Genomic DNA, 18,597 nt, shown 5'->3' with positions numbered 1-18,597 from the left:
AATCCGCTCGACTTGCATGTATTAGGCACGCCGCCAGCGTTCGTCCTGAGCCAGGATCAAACTCTCCGATAAAAGTTTGAATAGCTCTTTAAAAAATAAATCTAGAATTAACGTTGACGTATTGTCTTGTTTTGTTCAGTTTTCAAGGTTCAATGTGTAAGCGCTTCGTTTGAAGCGACCTTTATAATATATCATTTACTGTCGTTACCGTCAAGGTATTTATATTATTTTAGAAAAGTTTTTTCTGAAACAGTTATGTAATGCCTTTCGGACAACAAATAATATTATACATACTATTGGACAGGTTGGCAAGAGGTAAATCTAAATAAATAAACCAAAGATTAGCTACCTAACCTGAGGTTTACTTAATACGTTGCTATGACTGATCTTAAGAGGGTTCACTTAATAAGCTTCAAGCGAAAACTTCTGATATATAAATCTCTTTTTGCTGAGACAGGTCTACGAGTTCTTCCGTTTTGTTTATTTTTACGATGGGCTTTGTAAAAGCGTTCGGCTTTGTATACATCACTTCTCCGTACTGACCGTTCGATAACCTTACCGAGGTCCCTGTCCTTAGATCTCCCAGTAATTGAAGAAGACCATTAACGACTTTAATATCGAATTTACCAAATAAATCTTCACTGATCATATCGAGCACCTTGAAGACAGGCTGCTTGCTTCTGTATATCCTTTCTGAGGTCATGGCATGAAAGACATCGGCGATTCCAACAATCTGAGAATAAAGATGAATACGATTATTTTTCTCTGATGACGGGTAGCCGGTACCATCAAATCGTTCATGATGTTGAAAGATTGCCAGTTTTGTTTCCGTTTTTAACAATGGAGTGTCTTTAACCATTTTATATCCGTTGGCTGTATGGAGCTTTACTTCTTTAAATTCACTCTCTGTTAAAGGCTGTTCTTTCGTTAATATGTGTGGACTGACCTTGGCCATTCCACAGTCTGCCAGGATACCCGCTAAAGCCAGCTGGTTTACCTGACCAGGGTTCAGGCCTAACTTCTTTCCTAACATGGCACTTATGATCCCCACTGAAATTGCATGGTGAAAAACATAATCTTTTTTTGTGCAATATTGATGAAGAGAATACACATATGTATGGTTCTGTTCAACCGTTTGAATCACCGGCAGCATTAACTCTCTCACCCTTGCCACATTTACAGACGTTCCCGATTGCCAGTTCATGAATTCTTTCTTAAATTCCTTGATCGTCATTAAATAGAGATCGGTGAACCCGACTAGTTCATTGATGATTTCTTCCTCCACCATGCCCTTATCAATAGAGACGGGTGATCTGAAGGGATGTCCGTCTGCTTTTGTTGTCTCTATTATAAGCTCTGTTATATGGAATGCTTGAAGAATAGTTAAATGTTCTTCTTCTATTACTGTATTCTTTGGAATAATGGGGTTGGCTGCCATTCCCATTATATCTTCTGCTACGATGCATCCTAATTGTATTTCTCCACGATGTACCTTCACCTATGAACACCTCATTTCTCACCTTTTCCTTCTAGTTTATTTTACCAAATTTAACAGGTTATAGTTATTTTTTCACAAAAAAATAAGCTATTTCCAATATGAGAGTCTCATTACTGGAAACAGCTTACCCGTTTATTTATTCTTCTGTATCTTCACTTACATCTTCTGCATCTACAGAAATGGTCTGATCTTCGCTATCTGGTTCTTCCATTCCTTCAGAAGTTTCCACTGGTGCTTCCGTTTCTTCTTCATCTTCTTTTTCAACCTTGGCAACGGTTGAAACAAATTCGCTTTCTTGAAGACGGATCAGTTTAACTCCTTGAGTGTTACGGCCAGTAGTGGAAATATCATTCACATCCATACGGATAAGGACACCATGTGCCGTGATGATCATTAAGTCTTCTTCACCTGTAACGGCTTTAACAGAGACCAGTTCTCCGTTACGTTCCGTTACATTACATGTTTTTAAGCCCTTACCGCCACGTGTTTGAACTCTATATTCACTGGCAGGAGTACGTTTACCGTAACCATTTACCGTTACAACCAAGACATCGCTTTTCTCTTCCAGAATTTCCATTCCTACAACAATGTCATCATCACTCAGGTTAATTCCTTTTACCCCGGTAGCTGTTCTTCCCATTGAACGAACATCCGTTTCAGGGAAACGAATGAGCATACCTTTTTTCGTTCCGATGATCATATCTTTCTCTCCATCAGTCAGTTTGACGGAAATGAGCTCATCGTTTTCTCGAAGGTTAATGGCGATCAGACCGTTCGTACGGATATTGGCGAAATCTGATACAGGCGTACGTTTTGAGATCCCTTGCTTCGTAGTGAAGAATAAGTACCAGTCGTCCACGAATTCTTCCACTCGAATCATGGCGTTGATCCACTCATCTTTTTCTACCCCAAGGAGGTTGATGATCGGAAGTCCCTTAGCAGTACGGCTGAATTCAGGAATTTCATATCCTTTCGCACGGTATGCTTTTCCTTTGTTTGTGAAGAATAGAATCGTATCATGTGTTGACGTTGTCAGTAAGTGTTCAACAAAGTCTTCATCATTGGTACCCATTCCCTGGATTCCTCTTCCTCCACGCTTTTGACTGCGGTAGGTTGAGACAGGCAGGCGCTTGATGTATCCGTTATGAGTAAGGGATACGACAATGTTTTCTCTTGGAATTAAGTCTTCATCTTCAATATTCTCAATCCCACCCGCTACGATTTCTGATCTTCTTTCATCATTGAAGCGTTCTTTGATTTCGATAAGCTCTTCACGAATGATTTCGAGAACTTTTTCATCATCCGCCAAGATCGCTTTCAATTCTGCAATCTGTTTCAATAGTTCTTGATACTCGTCTTCAATTTTTTCTCGTTCTAAACCGGTTAAACGTTGAAGACGCATATCCAGGATTGCCTGGGCTTGTTTGTCAGAAAGGGAGAAGTTCTCCATCAAGCCTTGTTTCGCAAGTTCCGTAGTTTGAGAGCCACGGATAAGTTTAATGATTTCATCAATATGATCTAAGGCGATACGCAGACCTTCTAAAATATGAGCTCTTGCTTCAGCTTTGCGTAATTCGAATTCCGTTCTGCGACGAATGACGACGCGTTGATGTTGTAAGTAATGATAAAGGCACTCTTTTAAATTCAATACCTTTGGCTGGCCATCAACAAGCGCCAGAAGGTTGATACCGAAGCTGGTTTGTAGGGCCGTTTGCTTGTAGAGATTATTAAGCAAGACGTTCGCATTCGCATCTTTTCTTACTTCAATCACGATACGCATACCATTACGATCCGATTCATCACGTAAATCTGTGATGCCATCAATCTTCTTATCGCGAACAAGATCGGCAATTTTCTCGATCAGTCTCGCTTTATTTACTTGATAAGGAATTTGATGAACGATAATCGTTTCTTTTCCGTTGCTTTTTTGTTCAATTTCCACACGGGCACGCATTGTGATGGAACCTTTACCTGTTTCATAGGCACGACGGATCCCGCTTCTTCCTACAATTAGCCCGGCAGTAGGGAAATCAGGTCCAAAGATGAATTCCATCAGCTCTTGAATCGTAATGTCGGGATCTTTACTTAACGCAAGGATTCCATCGATGACCTCCCCAAGATTATGAGGTGGAATGTTCGTTGCCATCCCTACTGCGATACCTGAAGAACCATTCACTAACAGGTTAGGGAAACGGGCAGGTAACACTTCCGGCTCTCTCTCTGTGCCATCGTAGTTATCTTTATAATCTATTGTATCTTTATTAATATCACGAATAAGTTCCATAGAGATTTTGGACATACGTGCTTCTGTGTAACGCATGGCCGCAGCTGCGTCTCCATCGACGGAACCGAAGTTACCATGACCGTCCACAAGCATATAACGATAGTTGAAATCCTGCGCCATACGTACCATTGTGTCATAAACAGCTGAGTCACCGTGGGGGTGATACTTACCGATTACTTCACCGACGATACGGGCTGATTTCTTATATGCTTTGTCGGCTGTCATCCCCAGGTCATTCATCGCATACAAAATACGGCGATGGACAGGTTTCAGGCCGTCACGGGCATCCGGGAGTGCACGGGAAACGATAACACTCATCGCATAATCCAGGAAAGACGAGCGCATTTCACTACTTATATTAATCTCTTTAACATTCGATCTTGGTGTTTCTGCCATAGTAAAAGGGACCTCCTTTTAAAGAAAGATTTATACCTTTCTCATTCTTTACCTTGTCCGCTATGTAAAAGACAGGATAGCACATGGTCTATCCTGTACTATTTTATTTTAGATATCCAAATTCTTAACGTAAGCTGCATTTTCTTCGATGAAGTTACGTCTTGGCTCTACTTTGTCACCCATCAGGATATCAAAGGTTTCGTCTGCCTCGATCGCATCTTGAAGACTTACTTGCAGCAGGGTTCTTGATTCCGGATCCATTGTCGTTTCCCATAGTTGTTCAGGGTTCATCTCTCCAAGACCTTTGTAACGCTGTATTCCAGGTTTAGGCGTCGGGGAGATTTCTGCAAGTATGCGATCCAGTTCTTTATCATTGTAAGCGTACTCGATTTTCTTCCCTTGTTGTATTTTGTACAAAGGCGGTTGAGCGATGTAGATATAGCCTGCTTCAATGATATTTCTCATGTAACGATAGAAGAACGTTAATAATAGCGTACGAATATGAGCGCCATCTACGTCGGCATCGGTCATGATCACGATTTTATGGTATCTTGCTTTAGCCAGGTTGAAGTCTTCACCAATCCCTGTCCCAAGAGCTGTAATAATCGCACGAACCTCGTTATTTGAAAGGATCTTATCCAGACGTGCCTTCTCCACGTTGATGATTTTACCACGTAGGGGAAGGATGGCCTGGAAGTGACGATCACGGCCTTGTTTAGCAGATCCGCCGGCTGAGTCACCCTCAACCACATAAATCTCACTGATGCTTGGGTCTTTAGAAGAACAGTCTGCCAATTTACCAGGTAAACTGGAGATTTCCAGGGCACTCTTACGACGGGTAAGCTCCCTTGCCTTTTTCGCAGCCAGTCGGGCACGTGCAGCCATTAGACCCTTTTCTACCACTTTTCGAGCAACAACCGGGTTCTCAAGTAAGAACGTTTCCAGATGCTCTGAAAAAAGAGAATCAGTGATGGTTCTTGCTTCTGAGTTCCCCAGTTTTGTTTTTGTCTGACCTTCGAACTGGGGATCCGGATGTTTAATCGAGATAATCGCTGTTAGTCCTTCACGAACATCTTCCCCTGAAAGATTCGCATCGCTCTCTTTAAACACATTGTTTTTTCGGGCATAGTCGTTAATGACCCTCGTTAATGCCGTTTTAAATCCGGATTCATGGGTTCCACCCTCATGAGTATGGATGTTATTGGCGAAGGAATAAAGATTACTTGCGAAGCCATCGTTATATTGTAGGGCGATTTCAATCGTAATCTCGTCTTTCTCGCCTTCAATGTAAATAGGTTCTTCATGGATGACTTCTTTAGAACGATTAAGATGTTCAACGTAGGACTTAATTCCACCTTCATAATGGTAGTCTCTTCGTTTCCCTTCTCCACGCTTATCTTCAATGCTGATTTGGATTCCTCTGTTTAAGAAAGCCAATTCGCGAATACGATTTGCAAGTGTGTCATATTCGTATTCCGTCGTTTCAGTAAAGATTTCAGGATCTGGAGTGAAGTGAATGATCGTTCCCGTTTTATCCGTTTCTCCGATCACCTTAAGATCGAAGCTTGGTACACCTTTTTCGAATTTTTGATAATAGATGTTTCCATCACGATGAACATGGACTTCAAGTTCTGTGGAAAGAGCATTTACTACTGATGCCCCAACTCCGTGGAGACCTCCTGATACTTTATATCCACCGCCGCCGAACTTACCACCGGCATGGAGGACCGTCATGATTACCTCAACGGCAGGACGTCCCATTTTTTCATGAATACCTACAGGGATACCTCGTCCATTATCTGTAACAGTGATACTGTTATCCTCTTCGATGATGACTTCGATTTCATTACAGTAACCGGCTAACGCTTCATCGATACTGTTATCAACAATTTCCCACACCAAATGATGCAAACCTCTTCCGCTTGTTGATCCAATATACATACCAGGTCTTTTTCGAACGGCCTCTAATCCTTCTAAAACCTGAATCTGATTCTCATCATAGGATTGACCTTGTTTTTGTTCCATAGCCATACTGATTCACCTACACTTTCTAACCTTCAGGGCTTTATATTTCTATAATAAATTCTCATAGTTTGAGTATTTCTTTGATCGTTTCTTTAACGTACTTGATGCGAGTGGTGAAAGATACAACTGATTAGACGTGATAACAAGAGATTTATATGAACCCTTTGCAAGATTACAAAGGTTTTTATCTTTCGTTTTTAAAAAGTGTTGAATTTCTTCTGAAAATTGAACGGTGTCTCGATCAATAATAGCGATGATTTCATCTGTACGTACCATGACATCTTCTCCAACATGTATGTACAAGGTAACACCTCATTTCAGTCTTTTCATTGATCCGGCTTCCACTTCAAAAGTAGTCGCTTCGTTTAAGGTTTGATGATCAATTCCATCCACGTTTGTCGTCGTGACAAAGGTTTGAACTTTTCCCTGGATGGTATTTAATAAATGTGACTGTCGATAATCATCTAATTCTGACAAGACATCATCAAGAAGTAAGATGGGATATTCTTTAATTTCAGAATGAATCAGCTCAATTTCTGCAAGCTTCACAGAGAGGGCTGTTGTCCGTTGCTGCCCCTGCGATCCGAATGTTTGAACATCTCGTCCATTCACAATAAATTGAAGATCGTCCCGATGCGGCCCGACCAGGGTCACACCGCGATCAATTTCCCGCTCGCGGATACCATCAAATTTCTGCTCATATATATCTACCATTTTTGACCATTCTTGATTATCTGATACATCCAAAGACGGTTTATATACGATTTCCAAGGTTTCTAAGTTTCTTGAAATCCCGGAATGGATCGGTTTTGCCCAACTTTCTAATAGCTGAACGAACTCAAAGCGCTTTTTCGTAATTTTCACAGCCATCTCTATGAACTGTTCCGTCAAGACATCCAGCATGGTCTGGTCTTTTTGCTTTCGCGTTTGCAATTGTTTCAGATAATGGTTACGTTGCTGTAATATTTTTTGATAAAGGCTGATATCATGTAAATAAACAGGAGATACCTGACCGATTTCCATATCAATAAAACGACGCCTTACTTGAGGGCTCCCTTTTACTAAATGGAGATCTTCAGGCGCAAACATGACAACATTCATATTGCCGACATATTGACTTAATTTAGATTGCTCAAGGTGATTGCTTTTCGCTTTTTTCCCTTTTTTCGAGAGGATAAGCTCCAATGGTAACGCACCGTTATACTTCTGAATCCTACCTTTTATTTTAGCATATTCCTCGTCCCAACGGATTAAATCTTTATCATTTGAGGTCCGGTGGGATTTAGCCATTGCCAGTACATAGATAGACTCCATAATATTCGTCTTTCCTTGAGCATTTTCTCCAAGAATTACGTTCACCTTATTTTCGAAACTCACATCGATTGATTCGTAATTTCGATAGTTTCTTAATTCTAATTGTTCAATGTACATGGAAATAACACCCTTTATTATTCTCCAGCAACCACAAATACTCCTACTTCGGGAATTTCAATTGTGTCACCAATTGTGAGTTTTCTGCCTCTTCTTTGGTCTTGTTCGCCATTTATGTATACTTCATATTCACTTAAGAACCACTTGGCCATCCCACCGGACTGAATTACTTCAGCCAGCTTCAGGAATTGTCCCAATGTGATGATTTCCGTTTCAATGGTGATCTCTTTCGCCACTAAAATCACTACTTTCCGTATAAAGTCTCTAATATCTTATTTTACTCTAAATGGAGTTAAGTCACAACTAACGAAAAATCAGCAAGGACTCGCAGAGCAATTTGTCCTTGTTATCATTGGATTTTTCATTGAATGGACGAGAGTAATTCCTTCAATTACCAGATATAGTGTAGAAAAAGAGCCAATACCCCATGTGAAAGGCATCGGCTCTTGTCTATTCATTAGTACGTTCTAACTGGAAGAATCAATTGAAGGATCGAATCATCATGAAGTGGTTTCAGTACGAACGGTCTCATGGCCCCGGTGAAGTTCACATAGATTTCTGTTCCCTCAATGGCTTTTAACGCGTCCATCATATATTTTGCACTAAAGGAGATCTTCAGTTCTTCCCCTTCAATGGACTGACTCTGCACCTGTTCGATTACTTTCCCGATCTCCGGTGTGTTAGACGAAATCTCAATCATTCCGCCATCGAGAGTTGAAAGTTTCACTACGTTGTTTCTTCCTTCCCTGGCAAGTAGTGACGCACGGTCTATCGCTTGTAAAAATTCTTTCGTATTCAGTGTTAGTTCTGTCTTTGTATCAGAAGGAATCAATCGACTAGTGTCAGGATAATTCCCTTCTAATAATCTTGAGAAGAATAATAGGTGTTTCGCTTTGAATAGCACTTGATTTTCTGTGATCACTATTTCAACAGGCTCTTCTGTATCATCAAGGATTTTATTCAGCTCGTTTAAGCTTTTCCCTGGAATCACAATATTGTATGAAGCATCATGATTGGTTTCAATCGGTGCCTTTCTCATCGCAAGTCGGTGACTATCTGTTGCAATACAGCTCAGTTCCCCGTTTTCAATCTGACAGTTTACACCTGTCAAGATGGGGCGTGTTTCTGAGGTGGACACTGCGAATACGGTTTGTCTGATCATCGTTTTCAGGAGATCAGTCGAAACTTTAATCCCATTCCCTTCTTCAATCTGAGGAAGATGCGGGTATTCTTCTGGATCCAAACCATTTAAATTAAATTCTGCCTGTCCTGAACGAATAACGGTTTGGAAATGATTTTGCACTTCAATTTCCACCGTATCCTTAGGTAATTTCTTAACGATTTCACTGAAGAACTTAGCTTGAAGAACGATCCCTCCAGTTTCCATGATCTCAACAATTTCTGAACCTTCTTCTTCATTCGGAATAAAGGATTCAATTGAAATGTCTGAATCACTACCTGTTAATGTGACGCCATCTTCCGTAGCGATGATCTTTATCCCTGTAAGAATGGGAATCGTTGTTCTTGACGTTACAGCCTTCATGACATCCTGAACACTTTGGACAAGATAGTCCCTTTGAATAACAAATTTCATGATTTATTCCTCCAATTTGCACATAATTTTATGGACTGAATCATATACTAATAATTTATTTAAAAAATAGTAATAGAAGTAGTAGGGCCTGTTGATATGTGGATAAGTGTGTGAATTCAACGTAAACACAGCCTATCCACATGTGGACAGACTGTGTGCTAGTTTGTCTTAGTTATTCACATTATCCAATTTTTTTGTGTGTAAAATTAACTCTTTAAAGACTCACGAATTTCTTTCAATTGCTGCTGAAGAAGAGCATCCGCTCCCAGTAATGTACTGATCTTCTCATGAGCATGAATGACGGTCGTGTGATCCCGGCCGCCAAACTCTTCCCCGATCTTTGGAAGGGAAGAATCCGTCATTTCCCTGGATAGATACATAGCGATCTGTCGGGGAAACGCGATGGATTTTGTTCGTTTCTTCGCTTTAAAGTCTTCCAGCTTCACATTGAAGTGCTCACCAACGACCCGTTGAATTTCCTGGATGGTAATAACCCGTGGTTTTGAGCTTGGAATGATATCTTTCAAAGCTTCAGCTGCAAGATCCGCATTAATATCTTTATTTATAAGAGAAGAGTACGCAACAACCCTGATTAAAGCGCCCTCTAACTCACGAATGTTTGAATCGATTTGATTAGCTATATAAAGCATGGCTTCATTTGGTATGTCCAATCCTTCAGCCTTTGCTTTTTTTCGTAAAATAGCAATTCTCGTCTCAAGATCTGGGGGAGTAATGTCTGTAATGAGACCCCATTCAAATCGAGAGCGAAGTCTGTCTTCAAGCGTCGGAATTTCTTTCGGCGGCCGATCACTTGATATGACAATCTGCTTGCTTTCTTCATGTAAGGTATTAAAAGTATGGAAAAATTCCTCTTGCGTTTGTTCTTTTCCTGCTAAAAATTGAATGTCATCTATTAATAAAACATCAACGTTGCGGTATTTATTGCGGAAATCAACTGCTTTATTGTCACGAATGGAGTTAATGAATTCGTTTGTGAATTTCTCAGAGGATAGATAAACCACTTTAGCAGCAGGATTATGCTCCAGTACATAATGTCCGATCGCATGCATTAAGTGAGTTTTTCCCAGTCCTACTCCACCATAAATAAACAAGGGATTATAGGCTTTTGCAGGTGCTTCAGCAACAGCTAGAGATGCGGCATGGGCGAAACGGTTGCCCGAACCGATAACAAAGGTGTCGAATGTGTATTTGGCATTCAGCATATTTTGATTGATATCCTGTTGCTCGTCGTCTTTCATCGACTTCTTTGGCGGTAATTGAATATCAAATTCTTCAGGCTCCTGATTTTGTGGAATGATGAATTTTACGACCAACTCTTCGCCCGTAATATCATACAAAACCCCGGAGATTAATTGAGAGTAGCGTCCTTCCAGCCAATCTCGTGCAAATTCATTTGGAGCTGTGATGACAAGTGTGTCACCTTGAATGGAATGCGCCTTAGTCGATTTCAACCAAGTATCAAAGCTCGGTTTACTTATCTTTTTTTCGATGCTTTCTAAGGCTTTGCTCCAAAGATCCCCGATATTCTCCAATCCTGATCCCTCCTTTTCTCAGTTTGTATAACTTCTGTACAATAGTTACATGCTATAAAATCCGTTAACTCTCGCTATTTTATAAAAATACAAAACAATGAATGTGGAAAATATATATAATAAGGAAAGAAAATGGTTTTTCGACAATATCCACCACTTGTGGACAACGTTTTACAAACCCTCTGAATAAGTTACCCACATGATATCCACATTTTGTGGATAAATCATTTTCGCAAACAAAGTTATTAAGAGTGAAAACACAATAATCATATCAAAATATCCTTAGAGGTGCAATGCTTTTTAAATTTTATCCACAAGCCCAGGCCCTTGTGGAATTATTTTGTCCACAAGCCATGAAATTGTGAAAAAGTTGTCAGTATGTGTTGTGGATAATTTAAAACCGTGTCGAATCCTATCCACAGGCAGATTTAATAGAGAAATGGAATAAGATTTGTAGAAGGATAAAAAGAAGCGAAAATCAACCAGCACTCCTCGTTGTAAAAGACTCTTTTCGCAAAGTTTGTGGTTATCTTAATGAAGAATGTAGGAGTTGATTTCCGCTCCAGGATGCTCGCTTTCCGCGGGGCTGGCGGTGAGCCTCCTCGGCTGCGCCTCCGGGGTCTCACCTGTCCAGCTATTCCCGCAGGAGTCGATCATCCTTCCGCTACAATCAACTTTCTGAGTATGTATCCTTAAGGGAAATCAATGAAAACAAGAATTTTAGCAAACAACCTTACTTAAGATTAGAGATTGATTTCCCTTTTATAAAAGAAGAATTATTCCTTCTAGTTACATGGTTTTATTACGCATGTTGAAGCTCTGCACACAATAAATCTATTAAAGATGGTGAGGGGAACTGCGTAGACTCCTGCGGAAGTACGGGCGTGCCGAGACCCCGGAAGCGAAGCTGAGCAGTTCCCCTCACCGTCCAGCACATGCTGATTGGCAGAGCTCATGCAGACCCTTATGTTAAAAGCAACAATCTTTACGAAAAGAGCCTTGTAAAAAGAAAAATAATATGAGTGTTGACTTTTTATGGGTACCGTCTTTATAATAGTGAGGAATGTCTTTAACTTTTATAAAGATATCCTTCAGGGAGGTGTCATAGATGAAAAGAACGTTTCAACCAAATAATCGTAAAAGAAAAAAGAACCACGGTTTCCGTGCACGTATGAGCTCTAAAAACGGACGTAATGTTTTAGCTCGTCGTCGTAGCAAAGGAAGAAAAGTATTATCTGCCTAGACCACTGAACTGACTCAGTGGTCTTTTTTTTCCTTTATCCCAAGTGAAAAGACGATTTGGCTCGTTCGTATTTTGTTTTAAGAGAAAAATTACTTATAATTTCAAATGAATGAGCCAATAATGTCGAGGATACATCAAGACAAAAATGAAAATTAGGTGTGGTCAATGCGGAAAGATCAGAGAGTGAAGAAGAATAAAGAGTTCCAGGAGATATTCAAAAAAGGAACATCCTTTGCGAATCGGCAATTCGTCTTATATCTATTGAAGAAAGATGAGCCTCAACCCTTTCGAATTGGAATCTCCGTAAGTAAGAAAATTGGAAACGCTGTTTGTCGAAACCAAATTAAACGGTATGTTAGACAGGCTTTCTTAGAATTACAAGAAGATGTAAAAGATCAGTACGATTACTTAATCATCGCCAGAAAACCGGCGGCCGAAATGAATTTCCATGAGGTGAAGGGCAGCCTCACCCATGTGCTGAAAAGAGGAAAAGTGTTGAAAAGATCCTCTAATGGAAAACATGTTAGAAAGAAGTCATAACATTTTACGATATTGACAGGTTTCGTCATCACAAGCCTATGAAAAGATGTTACAATACGAGAGATTGTTCTTTTTAAGTACGGAAGACCTGTTTTACATTATTTTGAAAGATATTAGTAGGGAGGAAATTAAGGGTGAAAAAGAGAATTATAGCCCTGATGGGAATCATTGGGCTAATGGCTTTACTATCAGGTTGTACGGAATACAATCAGCCTATCACACCTGAGAGTAGCGGAATATGGAATGAATATATTGTCTATCCTTTATCACAATTAATCACAATGGTAGCTGAGTTCATGAGTGGATCTTATGGATTGGCCATTGTCATTGTTACTTTGATTATTCGTTTAGCGATTCTGCCATTAATGATTAAACAAACGAAAAACTCAAAAGCCATGCAGGCTTTGCAACCTGAAATGAAAAAGCTGCGTGAAAAATATAGCTCTAAAGATGCACAAACTCAACAAAAGCTTCAACAAGAAACGATGGCTTTATTCCAAAGTCACGGGGTCAATCCGCTGGCGGGTTGCTTCCCATTGATCGTTCAAATGCCGATCTTAATTGGTTTCTATCATGCGATCGTAAGAACAGAAGAAATTAAAGCTCATAATTTCCTGTGGTTCGATCTCGGTAACCCGGATCCGTACTATATTTTACCTTTAGTAGCAGGTATTACAACGTTTATCCAACAGAAATTAATGATGGCGGGTACAGCGAATCAAAATCCGCAAATGGCAATGATGCTTTATATCATGCCGGTCATGATCATCATTTTTGCGATTAACTTCCCTGCAGCCCTATCCCTTTACTGGGTAGTCGGAAATCTATTTATGATTGTTCAAACGTATTTCATTAAAGGACCTGATATCAAAGAAGCGCAAACCGCTAAGGCTGGTGGGAATTCGGGAGGAAAGAAAAAGTGAGAGAAGTAGAAGCGACTGGTCAAACGGTGGAAGAAGCCATTGAATCAGCCTTGTCTCAACTGAATATCACCAAAGAAGAAGCAGAGATTGACGTCATTGATCAAGGTAAAAAAGGCTTGTTCGGATTGTTTGGTGGAAGACCTGCTGTCGTTCAAGTCAAAAAAGCGATTGATCCGGTAAATGAAGCGAAAGATTTTCTTCTATCTGTTGCCCATGAAATGGGAGTAAATGCTACCATTGAAGTGAATAGGGATGGAAGAGATGTTGAGTTCAACATATCTGGTGAAAAAATGGCTCTATTAATAGGAAAAAGAGGACAAACGTTGAATGCCCTTCAACATTTAACTCAACTAATTGCAAATCGGGTTTCCGATCAGTTCATCACCATTATTTTAGATGCGGAGAACTATCGAGAAAGACGCAAGCAAACGTTAACAAACCTGGCTGAACGATTAGCAGAGAAAGCATTGCGCACCAATCGTTCCGTTTCATTAGAGCCAATGCCTTCCTATGAACGAAAAGTGATTCATACAGCATTAGTTGATTCGACTACTGTTGATACACATTCAGAAGGCAGAGAACCCAATCGTTATATTGTGATTGCTCCAAAATAAATAAGAGACGATTCCTTTCGGGGGATCGTTTTTTTTTGCTTTCAGGGAGGTGGTTGTAGATGGGAGCTTACTGGGGATTTTGTCTACTGCCGCCTCTGTGGATTCTTATTTTCATCCCGGTTTATTGTTATTCACATGTGGATAAGTTAAAATAATAGAGATGATGTGTTATCTGTGTGGATAACATTATTTGGTGACGAATAGAGGGTTTCCTTTCTTTAGTATTAAATAGGATTGTGATATTCTAATAATTTGGGGAAACTTTGCTCTCTACTATAATTCAATTATAAATAGATCAACTAAGAAATAAGAGAGGTGAATACAATGGAGTTTGATACAATTGCTGCTATTTCCACTCCGATGGGCGAAGGGGCGATTGCGATCGTGCGTTTAAGCGGTGATCAAGCCTTCGATATCGGTGATAAGATCTTTAAGGGAATGAAAGGAAACCCTATGACAGAATTTGCTTCTCATACCATTCATTATGGACATATTATCGATCCTGACACAGAGCAAGTGGTGGAAGAAGTCATGGTTTCTGTCATGAGGGGGCCAAAAACATTCACCCGTGAAGATATTATAGAAATTAACTGCCACGGAGGACTTGTGTCGGTCAATAAAGTACTGCAGCTCGTATTGAAAAATGGAGCCCGCCTTGCTGAGCCGGGGGAATTTACGAAACGGGCATTCTTGAGCGGACGAATCGACCTATCCCAGGCAGAAGCGGTAATGGACCTAATCCGGGCAAAAACCGATCGGGCGATGAATGTAGCCCTAAATCAAATGGAAGGCCGTCTTTCCAAGTTGATTCGGAAGCTTCGTCAGGAAATTCTTGAAACACTGGCTCATGTGGAAGTGAATATCGATTATCCTGAGTATGATGATGTGGAAGAAATGACACATAACGTACTGTTGGAGAAATCGAAACATGTCAGGGATGAAATTGACAAGTTGGTCCGAACATCTGAGCAGGGTAAAATTCTAAGAGAAGGTCTTTCTACCGTGATCATCGGACGTCCAAATGTAGGGAAGTCATCTCTATTGAACAGTCTTGTTCATGAAAACAAGGCGATCGTAACCGACATCCCGGGAACAACCCGGGATGTGATTGAAGAATACGTCAATGTACGAGGTGTTCCCCTGCGTCTGGTTGATACAGCCGGGATTCGTGAAACAGAGGACATTGTTGAGCGCATTGGTGTGGAACGTTCACGACAAGTATTGAAAGAAGCGGATTTAATTTTACTCGTACTCAACTATGCGGATGAATTAACTCCTGAGGACGAACAACTGTTTGAAGCAGTAAGAGGAATGGACGTTATTGTCATCGTGAACAAAACGGATCTGCCTCAGAAGATTGATATAGATAAAGTAAGAAAACTGGCGGAAAACCATCAGCTTGTCACAACGGCGTTACTTGAAGAGCAAGGGATCGATGAGCTTGAGGAAGCCATATCTTCTTTATTCTTTGCAGGTTCCATTGAAGCAGGGGATATGACATATGTGTCCAATAGCCGTCACATCGCGCTACTCAATCAAGCTTCCCTTGCAATCAATGAAGCCATCGATAGCGTAGAAATGGGAACTCCCATCGATATCGCTCAAATTGACTTAACCAGAACGTGGGAGCTATTAGGTGAAATCATTGGGGATAGCGTTCATGAAAGCCTGATTGATCAGCTGTTCTCTCAATTCTGCTTAGGGAAATAAATACTATTATAATGTGGACTTTACATTCAAGGTCCTACAAGGAGGAAAAAACAAACCATGCAATATGACGCAGGGCAATATGATGTCATTGTCATTGGTGCTGGCCATGCCGGAGTAGAGGCAGGACTTGCTTCCGCCCGTATGGGAGCAAAAACGTTAATGGTCACCATTAACTTGGATATGGTCGCCTTTATGCCATGTAATCCATCAGTTGGTGGACCGGCAAAAGGGATCGTTGTAAGAGAGATTGACGCTCTTGGTGGAGAAATGGGGCGAAATATAGATAAAACTCATATTCAAATGAGAATGTTGAATACAGGAAAAGGTCCGGCTGTCCGGGCATTAAGGGCTCAGGCGGATAAATTCCTATATCAACATGAAATGAAACGCACGATCGAAAATGAACCGAACATGACCTTGCTTCAAGGAATGGTTGAGGAATTGATTGTTGAAGATGATGAATGCAAAGGTGTCGTAACGATGACGGGTGCTGCCTATCGCGCGAAAACCGTCGTCATTACAACGGGTACATTCCTGCGTGGTGAAATCATATTAGGAGATCTGAAATATTCAAGCGGCCCTAATAATCAACAACCTTCGATCAGACTTTCTGATCATTTACATGAATTGGGCTTTGATACTGTTCGTTTTAAAACAGGGACTCCACCGCGAGTGAATAGTTCAACAATCGATTATTCGAAAACGGAAATTCAACCAGGTGATGATGTTCCCCGTGCATTCAGCTATGAAACGACGAAATATATTACCGATCAACTTCCATGTTGGTTAACGTATACGAACGAACACACTCATCAATTGATTGATGACAACTTGCATCGTTCTCCGATGTATTCGGGAATGATTAAAGGAACCGGACCGCGTTACTGTCCATCCATTGAGGATAAAGTCGTACGTTTCCATGATAAACCGCGTCACCAGATTTTCCTTGAGCCTGAAGGAAGAAACACACAAGAAGTCTATGTACAGGGATTATCAACGAGTTTACCTGAAGACGTACAACAAAAGATTCTTCAAACCATCCCGGGTCTTGAGAAAGTCCAAATGATGCGTGCCGGGTATGCCATTGAGTATGATTCCATCGTACCTACGCAATTATGGCCGACCCTTGAAACGAAGAAAATTAAAAATCTTTATACAGCGGGACAAATCAATGGAACGTCCGGTTATGAAGAAGCAGCTGGACAAGGTCTGATGGCAGGGATCAATGCTGCCTGCCGTGCCCTGGATAAAGAAGAGGTCATCTTAAGCCGTTCTGATGCGTATATCGGGGTATTAATCGATGACCTTGTGACTAAAGGGACGAACGAACCGTATCGTCTATTGACTTCCCGTGCTGAATATCGCCTGTTGCTCCGTCATGACAATGCGGATCTTCGCCTGACTGATATCGGTCATAAAATAGGATTAATCTCCGATGATCGATACGAACGTTTCACAGCTAAAAAAGAAGCGATCTTTGCAGAGAAAAAGCGCCTGGAAGGAATCCGTATCAAGCCAACTGACGAAACACAGGCCGTTATCCGTGAAGCGGGGGGAAGCGAGCTGAAAGACGGCATTTTAGCAGCTGATCTTCTGAAGCGCCCTGAAATGAACTATAGTCATATTAAATCACTCGTTCCAAGTGAAATCGAATTAGATTTCGATGTTGAGGAACAGGTTGAAATCCAAGTGAAATATGAAGGCTATATTGAAAAATCCCTTCAACAGGTCGATAAAATGAAGAAGATGGAAAACAAAAGAATTCCTGAAAACATTGATTACAGTGCGATTAGCGGTTTAGCATCTGAAGCAAGACAGAAATTAATCGAGGTTCAGCCCCTTTCTCTTGCACAGGCTTCCCGGATTTCAGGAGTGAATCCTGCTGACATCTCTATTTTACTCGTCTATATCGAGCAAGGGAAAATTGCAAAAGTATCAGGTGATCAATAGAGGTAAAGGAAGGATAATTTCATGAAAATAAATGAATTTCAATCAATGCTTAAGGAGAAGGGGATCTCCCTTTCTCCTGAGCAATTAAATCAGTTTGAGCGTTATTATGAATTATTGGTTGAATGGAATGAAAAAATGAACCTGACGGCCATCACTGAAAAGGAAGATGTTTATTTAAAGCATTTTTACGATTCGATCAGTGCCGCTTTTTATGTTGATTTCACGCAGGTGACAACTCTTTGTGACGTTGGGGCAGGAGCCGGTTTTCCGAGTATCCCTCTTAAGATTTGCTTCCCGCACTTACATATCTCGATTGTTGACTCCTTGAACAAGCGGATTACGTTCTTGAACCACTTATCAGATGAGTTAGGGCTTGAAAACACGAATTTCTATCATGATCGTGCGGAGACTTTTGGTAAAAACAAGGCTCATCGTGAAAAGTATGATATGGTTACAGCAAGAGCCGTAGCCAGAATGTCTGTTTTAAGTGAATTATGTTTACCACTTGTGAAAAAGGGCGGCATATTTGTAGCAATGAAGGCTTCAAATGTGAAAGAGGAGCTATCCAATGCCAAGAAAGCCATTGGCATGCTGGGTGGACAAACAGATAAAATGTATTCGTTCATCTTACCGGAAGAGGAAAGTGAACGAAATATCGTGAAGATCGACAAAGTGAAAGAGACGCCTAACAAATATCCCAGAAAACCTGGGACACCCAATAAATTACCGTTAGAATAATATGAAAAGCTCTCCTGCCCAGACAGTATCAATACTTTGAAAATCTCAGCACAGGCAGGAACTTGCCATATTTTAGAGAATATTAATAAAGGGAGTTT

General features: G+C 40.7%; 15 protein-coding genes and 1 rRNA gene. 7 read left to right on the top strand and 9 right to left on the bottom strand.

All coding sequences use genetic code 11. The features are described from left to right. The 9 genes from ACQKFO_RS16545 to dnaA all read right to left on the bottom strand — a co-directional run. Positions 1–72, bottom strand: a 16S ribosomal RNA gene (locus ACQKFO_RS16545); the annotation flags it as partial. Between the two features lie 340 nt (positions 73–412). Then, positions 413–1,498, bottom strand: a complete 1,086-nt coding sequence (locus ACQKFO_RS16540; RefSeq protein WP_427599994.1) for an HD-GYP domain-containing protein — start codon at positions 1,496–1,498, stop codon at positions 413–415. Between the two features lie 136 nt (positions 1,499–1,634). Beyond that, positions 1,635–4,178, bottom strand: a complete 2,544-nt coding sequence (gyrA, locus tag ACQKFO_RS16535) for a DNA gyrase subunit A (RefSeq protein ID WP_427599993.1) — start codon at positions 4,176–4,178, stop codon at positions 1,635–1,637. Positions 4,179–4,286: 108 nt separating this feature from the next. Next, the gene (gene gyrB / locus ACQKFO_RS16530) at positions 4,287–6,203 is read right to left on the bottom strand and encodes a DNA topoisomerase (ATP-hydrolyzing) subunit B (protein WP_148970677.1); all 1,917 of its coding nucleotides are present in this window, start codon (positions 6,201–6,203) and stop codon (positions 4,287–4,289) included. 48 nt (positions 6,204–6,251) lie between these two features. After that, a complete protein-coding gene (remB, locus tag ACQKFO_RS16525; protein WP_113969423.1) occupies positions 6,252–6,506 on the bottom strand; it encodes an extracellular matrix regulator RemB in 255 nt (84 codons plus the stop codon). Between the two features lie 9 nt (positions 6,507–6,515). After that, the gene (recF, locus tag ACQKFO_RS16520; protein WP_149154957.1) at positions 6,516–7,634 is read right to left on the bottom strand and encodes a DNA replication/repair protein RecF; all 1,119 of its coding nucleotides are present in this window, start codon (positions 7,632–7,634) and stop codon (positions 6,516–6,518) included. A 17-nt stretch (positions 7,635–7,651) separates the two neighbouring features. Then, entirely contained in the window at positions 7,652–7,870 is a 219-nt protein-coding gene (gene yaaA / locus ACQKFO_RS16515; protein ID WP_044340280.1) for a S4 domain-containing protein YaaA, read from the bottom strand. Positions 7,871–8,091: 221 nt separating this feature from the next. Then, complete coding sequence (dnaN, locus tag ACQKFO_RS16510) at positions 8,092–9,228, bottom strand: DNA polymerase III subunit beta (RefSeq protein WP_044340279.1); 1,137 nt, start codon at positions 9,226–9,228, stop codon at positions 8,092–8,094. A 206-nt stretch (positions 9,229–9,434) separates the two neighbouring features. Then, positions 9,435–10,781 carry a chromosomal replication initiator protein DnaA gene (dnaA, locus tag ACQKFO_RS16505; protein ID WP_427599992.1) on the bottom strand — a complete coding sequence of 449 codons (1,347 nt, stop codon included), beginning with the start codon at positions 10,779–10,781 and terminating at the stop codon, positions 9,435–9,437. Between the two features lie 1,108 nt (positions 10,782–11,889). Here dnaA and rpmH point away from each other — a divergent pair. The 7 genes from rpmH to rsmG all read left to right on the top strand — a co-directional run bounded on the left by rpmH (position 11,890) and on the right by rsmG (position 18,499). Further along, positions 11,890–12,024, top strand: a complete 135-nt coding sequence (gene rpmH, locus ACQKFO_RS16500; RefSeq protein WP_034764748.1) for a 50S ribosomal protein L34 — start codon at positions 11,890–11,892, stop codon at positions 12,022–12,024. Between the two features lie 165 nt (positions 12,025–12,189). Continuing rightward, a complete protein-coding gene (rnpA, locus tag ACQKFO_RS16495; protein WP_427599991.1) occupies positions 12,190–12,564 on the top strand; it encodes a ribonuclease P protein component in 375 nt (124 codons plus the stop codon). Between the two features lie 134 nt (positions 12,565–12,698). After that, on the top strand, positions 12,699–13,487 hold the full coding sequence (spoIIIJ, locus tag ACQKFO_RS16490; protein WP_427599990.1) for a YidC family membrane integrase SpoIIIJ: 789 nt from the start codon (positions 12,699–12,701) through the stop codon (positions 13,485–13,487). Continuing rightward, positions 13,484–14,101, top strand: a complete 618-nt coding sequence (gene jag, locus ACQKFO_RS16485; protein WP_427599989.1) for an RNA-binding cell elongation regulator Jag/EloR — start codon at positions 13,484–13,486, stop codon at positions 14,099–14,101. Before spoIIIJ ends, jag begins: the two co-directional genes overlap by 4 nt. Positions 14,102–14,425: 324 nt before the next feature. Next, entirely contained in the window at positions 14,426–15,811 is a 1,386-nt protein-coding gene (gene mnmE / locus ACQKFO_RS16480) for a tRNA uridine-5-carboxymethylaminomethyl(34) synthesis GTPase MnmE (RefSeq protein ID WP_427599988.1), read from the top strand. Positions 15,812–15,868: 57 nt separating this feature from the next. After that, entirely contained in the window at positions 15,869–17,761 is a 1,893-nt protein-coding gene (gene mnmG, locus ACQKFO_RS16475) for a tRNA uridine-5-carboxymethylaminomethyl(34) synthesis enzyme MnmG (RefSeq protein WP_427599987.1), read from the top strand. 21 nt (positions 17,762–17,782) lie between these two features. After that, entirely contained in the window at positions 17,783–18,499 is a 717-nt protein-coding gene (gene rsmG / locus ACQKFO_RS16470) for a 16S rRNA (guanine(527)-N(7))-methyltransferase RsmG (RefSeq protein WP_427599986.1), read from the top strand. Positions 18,500–18,597: the final 98 nt, after the last annotated feature.

Source organism: Rossellomorea sp. NPDC071047, from assembly GCF_050270195.1.
Lineage (GTDB): Bacteria > Bacillota > Bacilli > Bacillales > Bacillaceae_B > Rossellomorea.
This window is presented reverse-complemented; position numbering and strand designations above follow the sequence as displayed.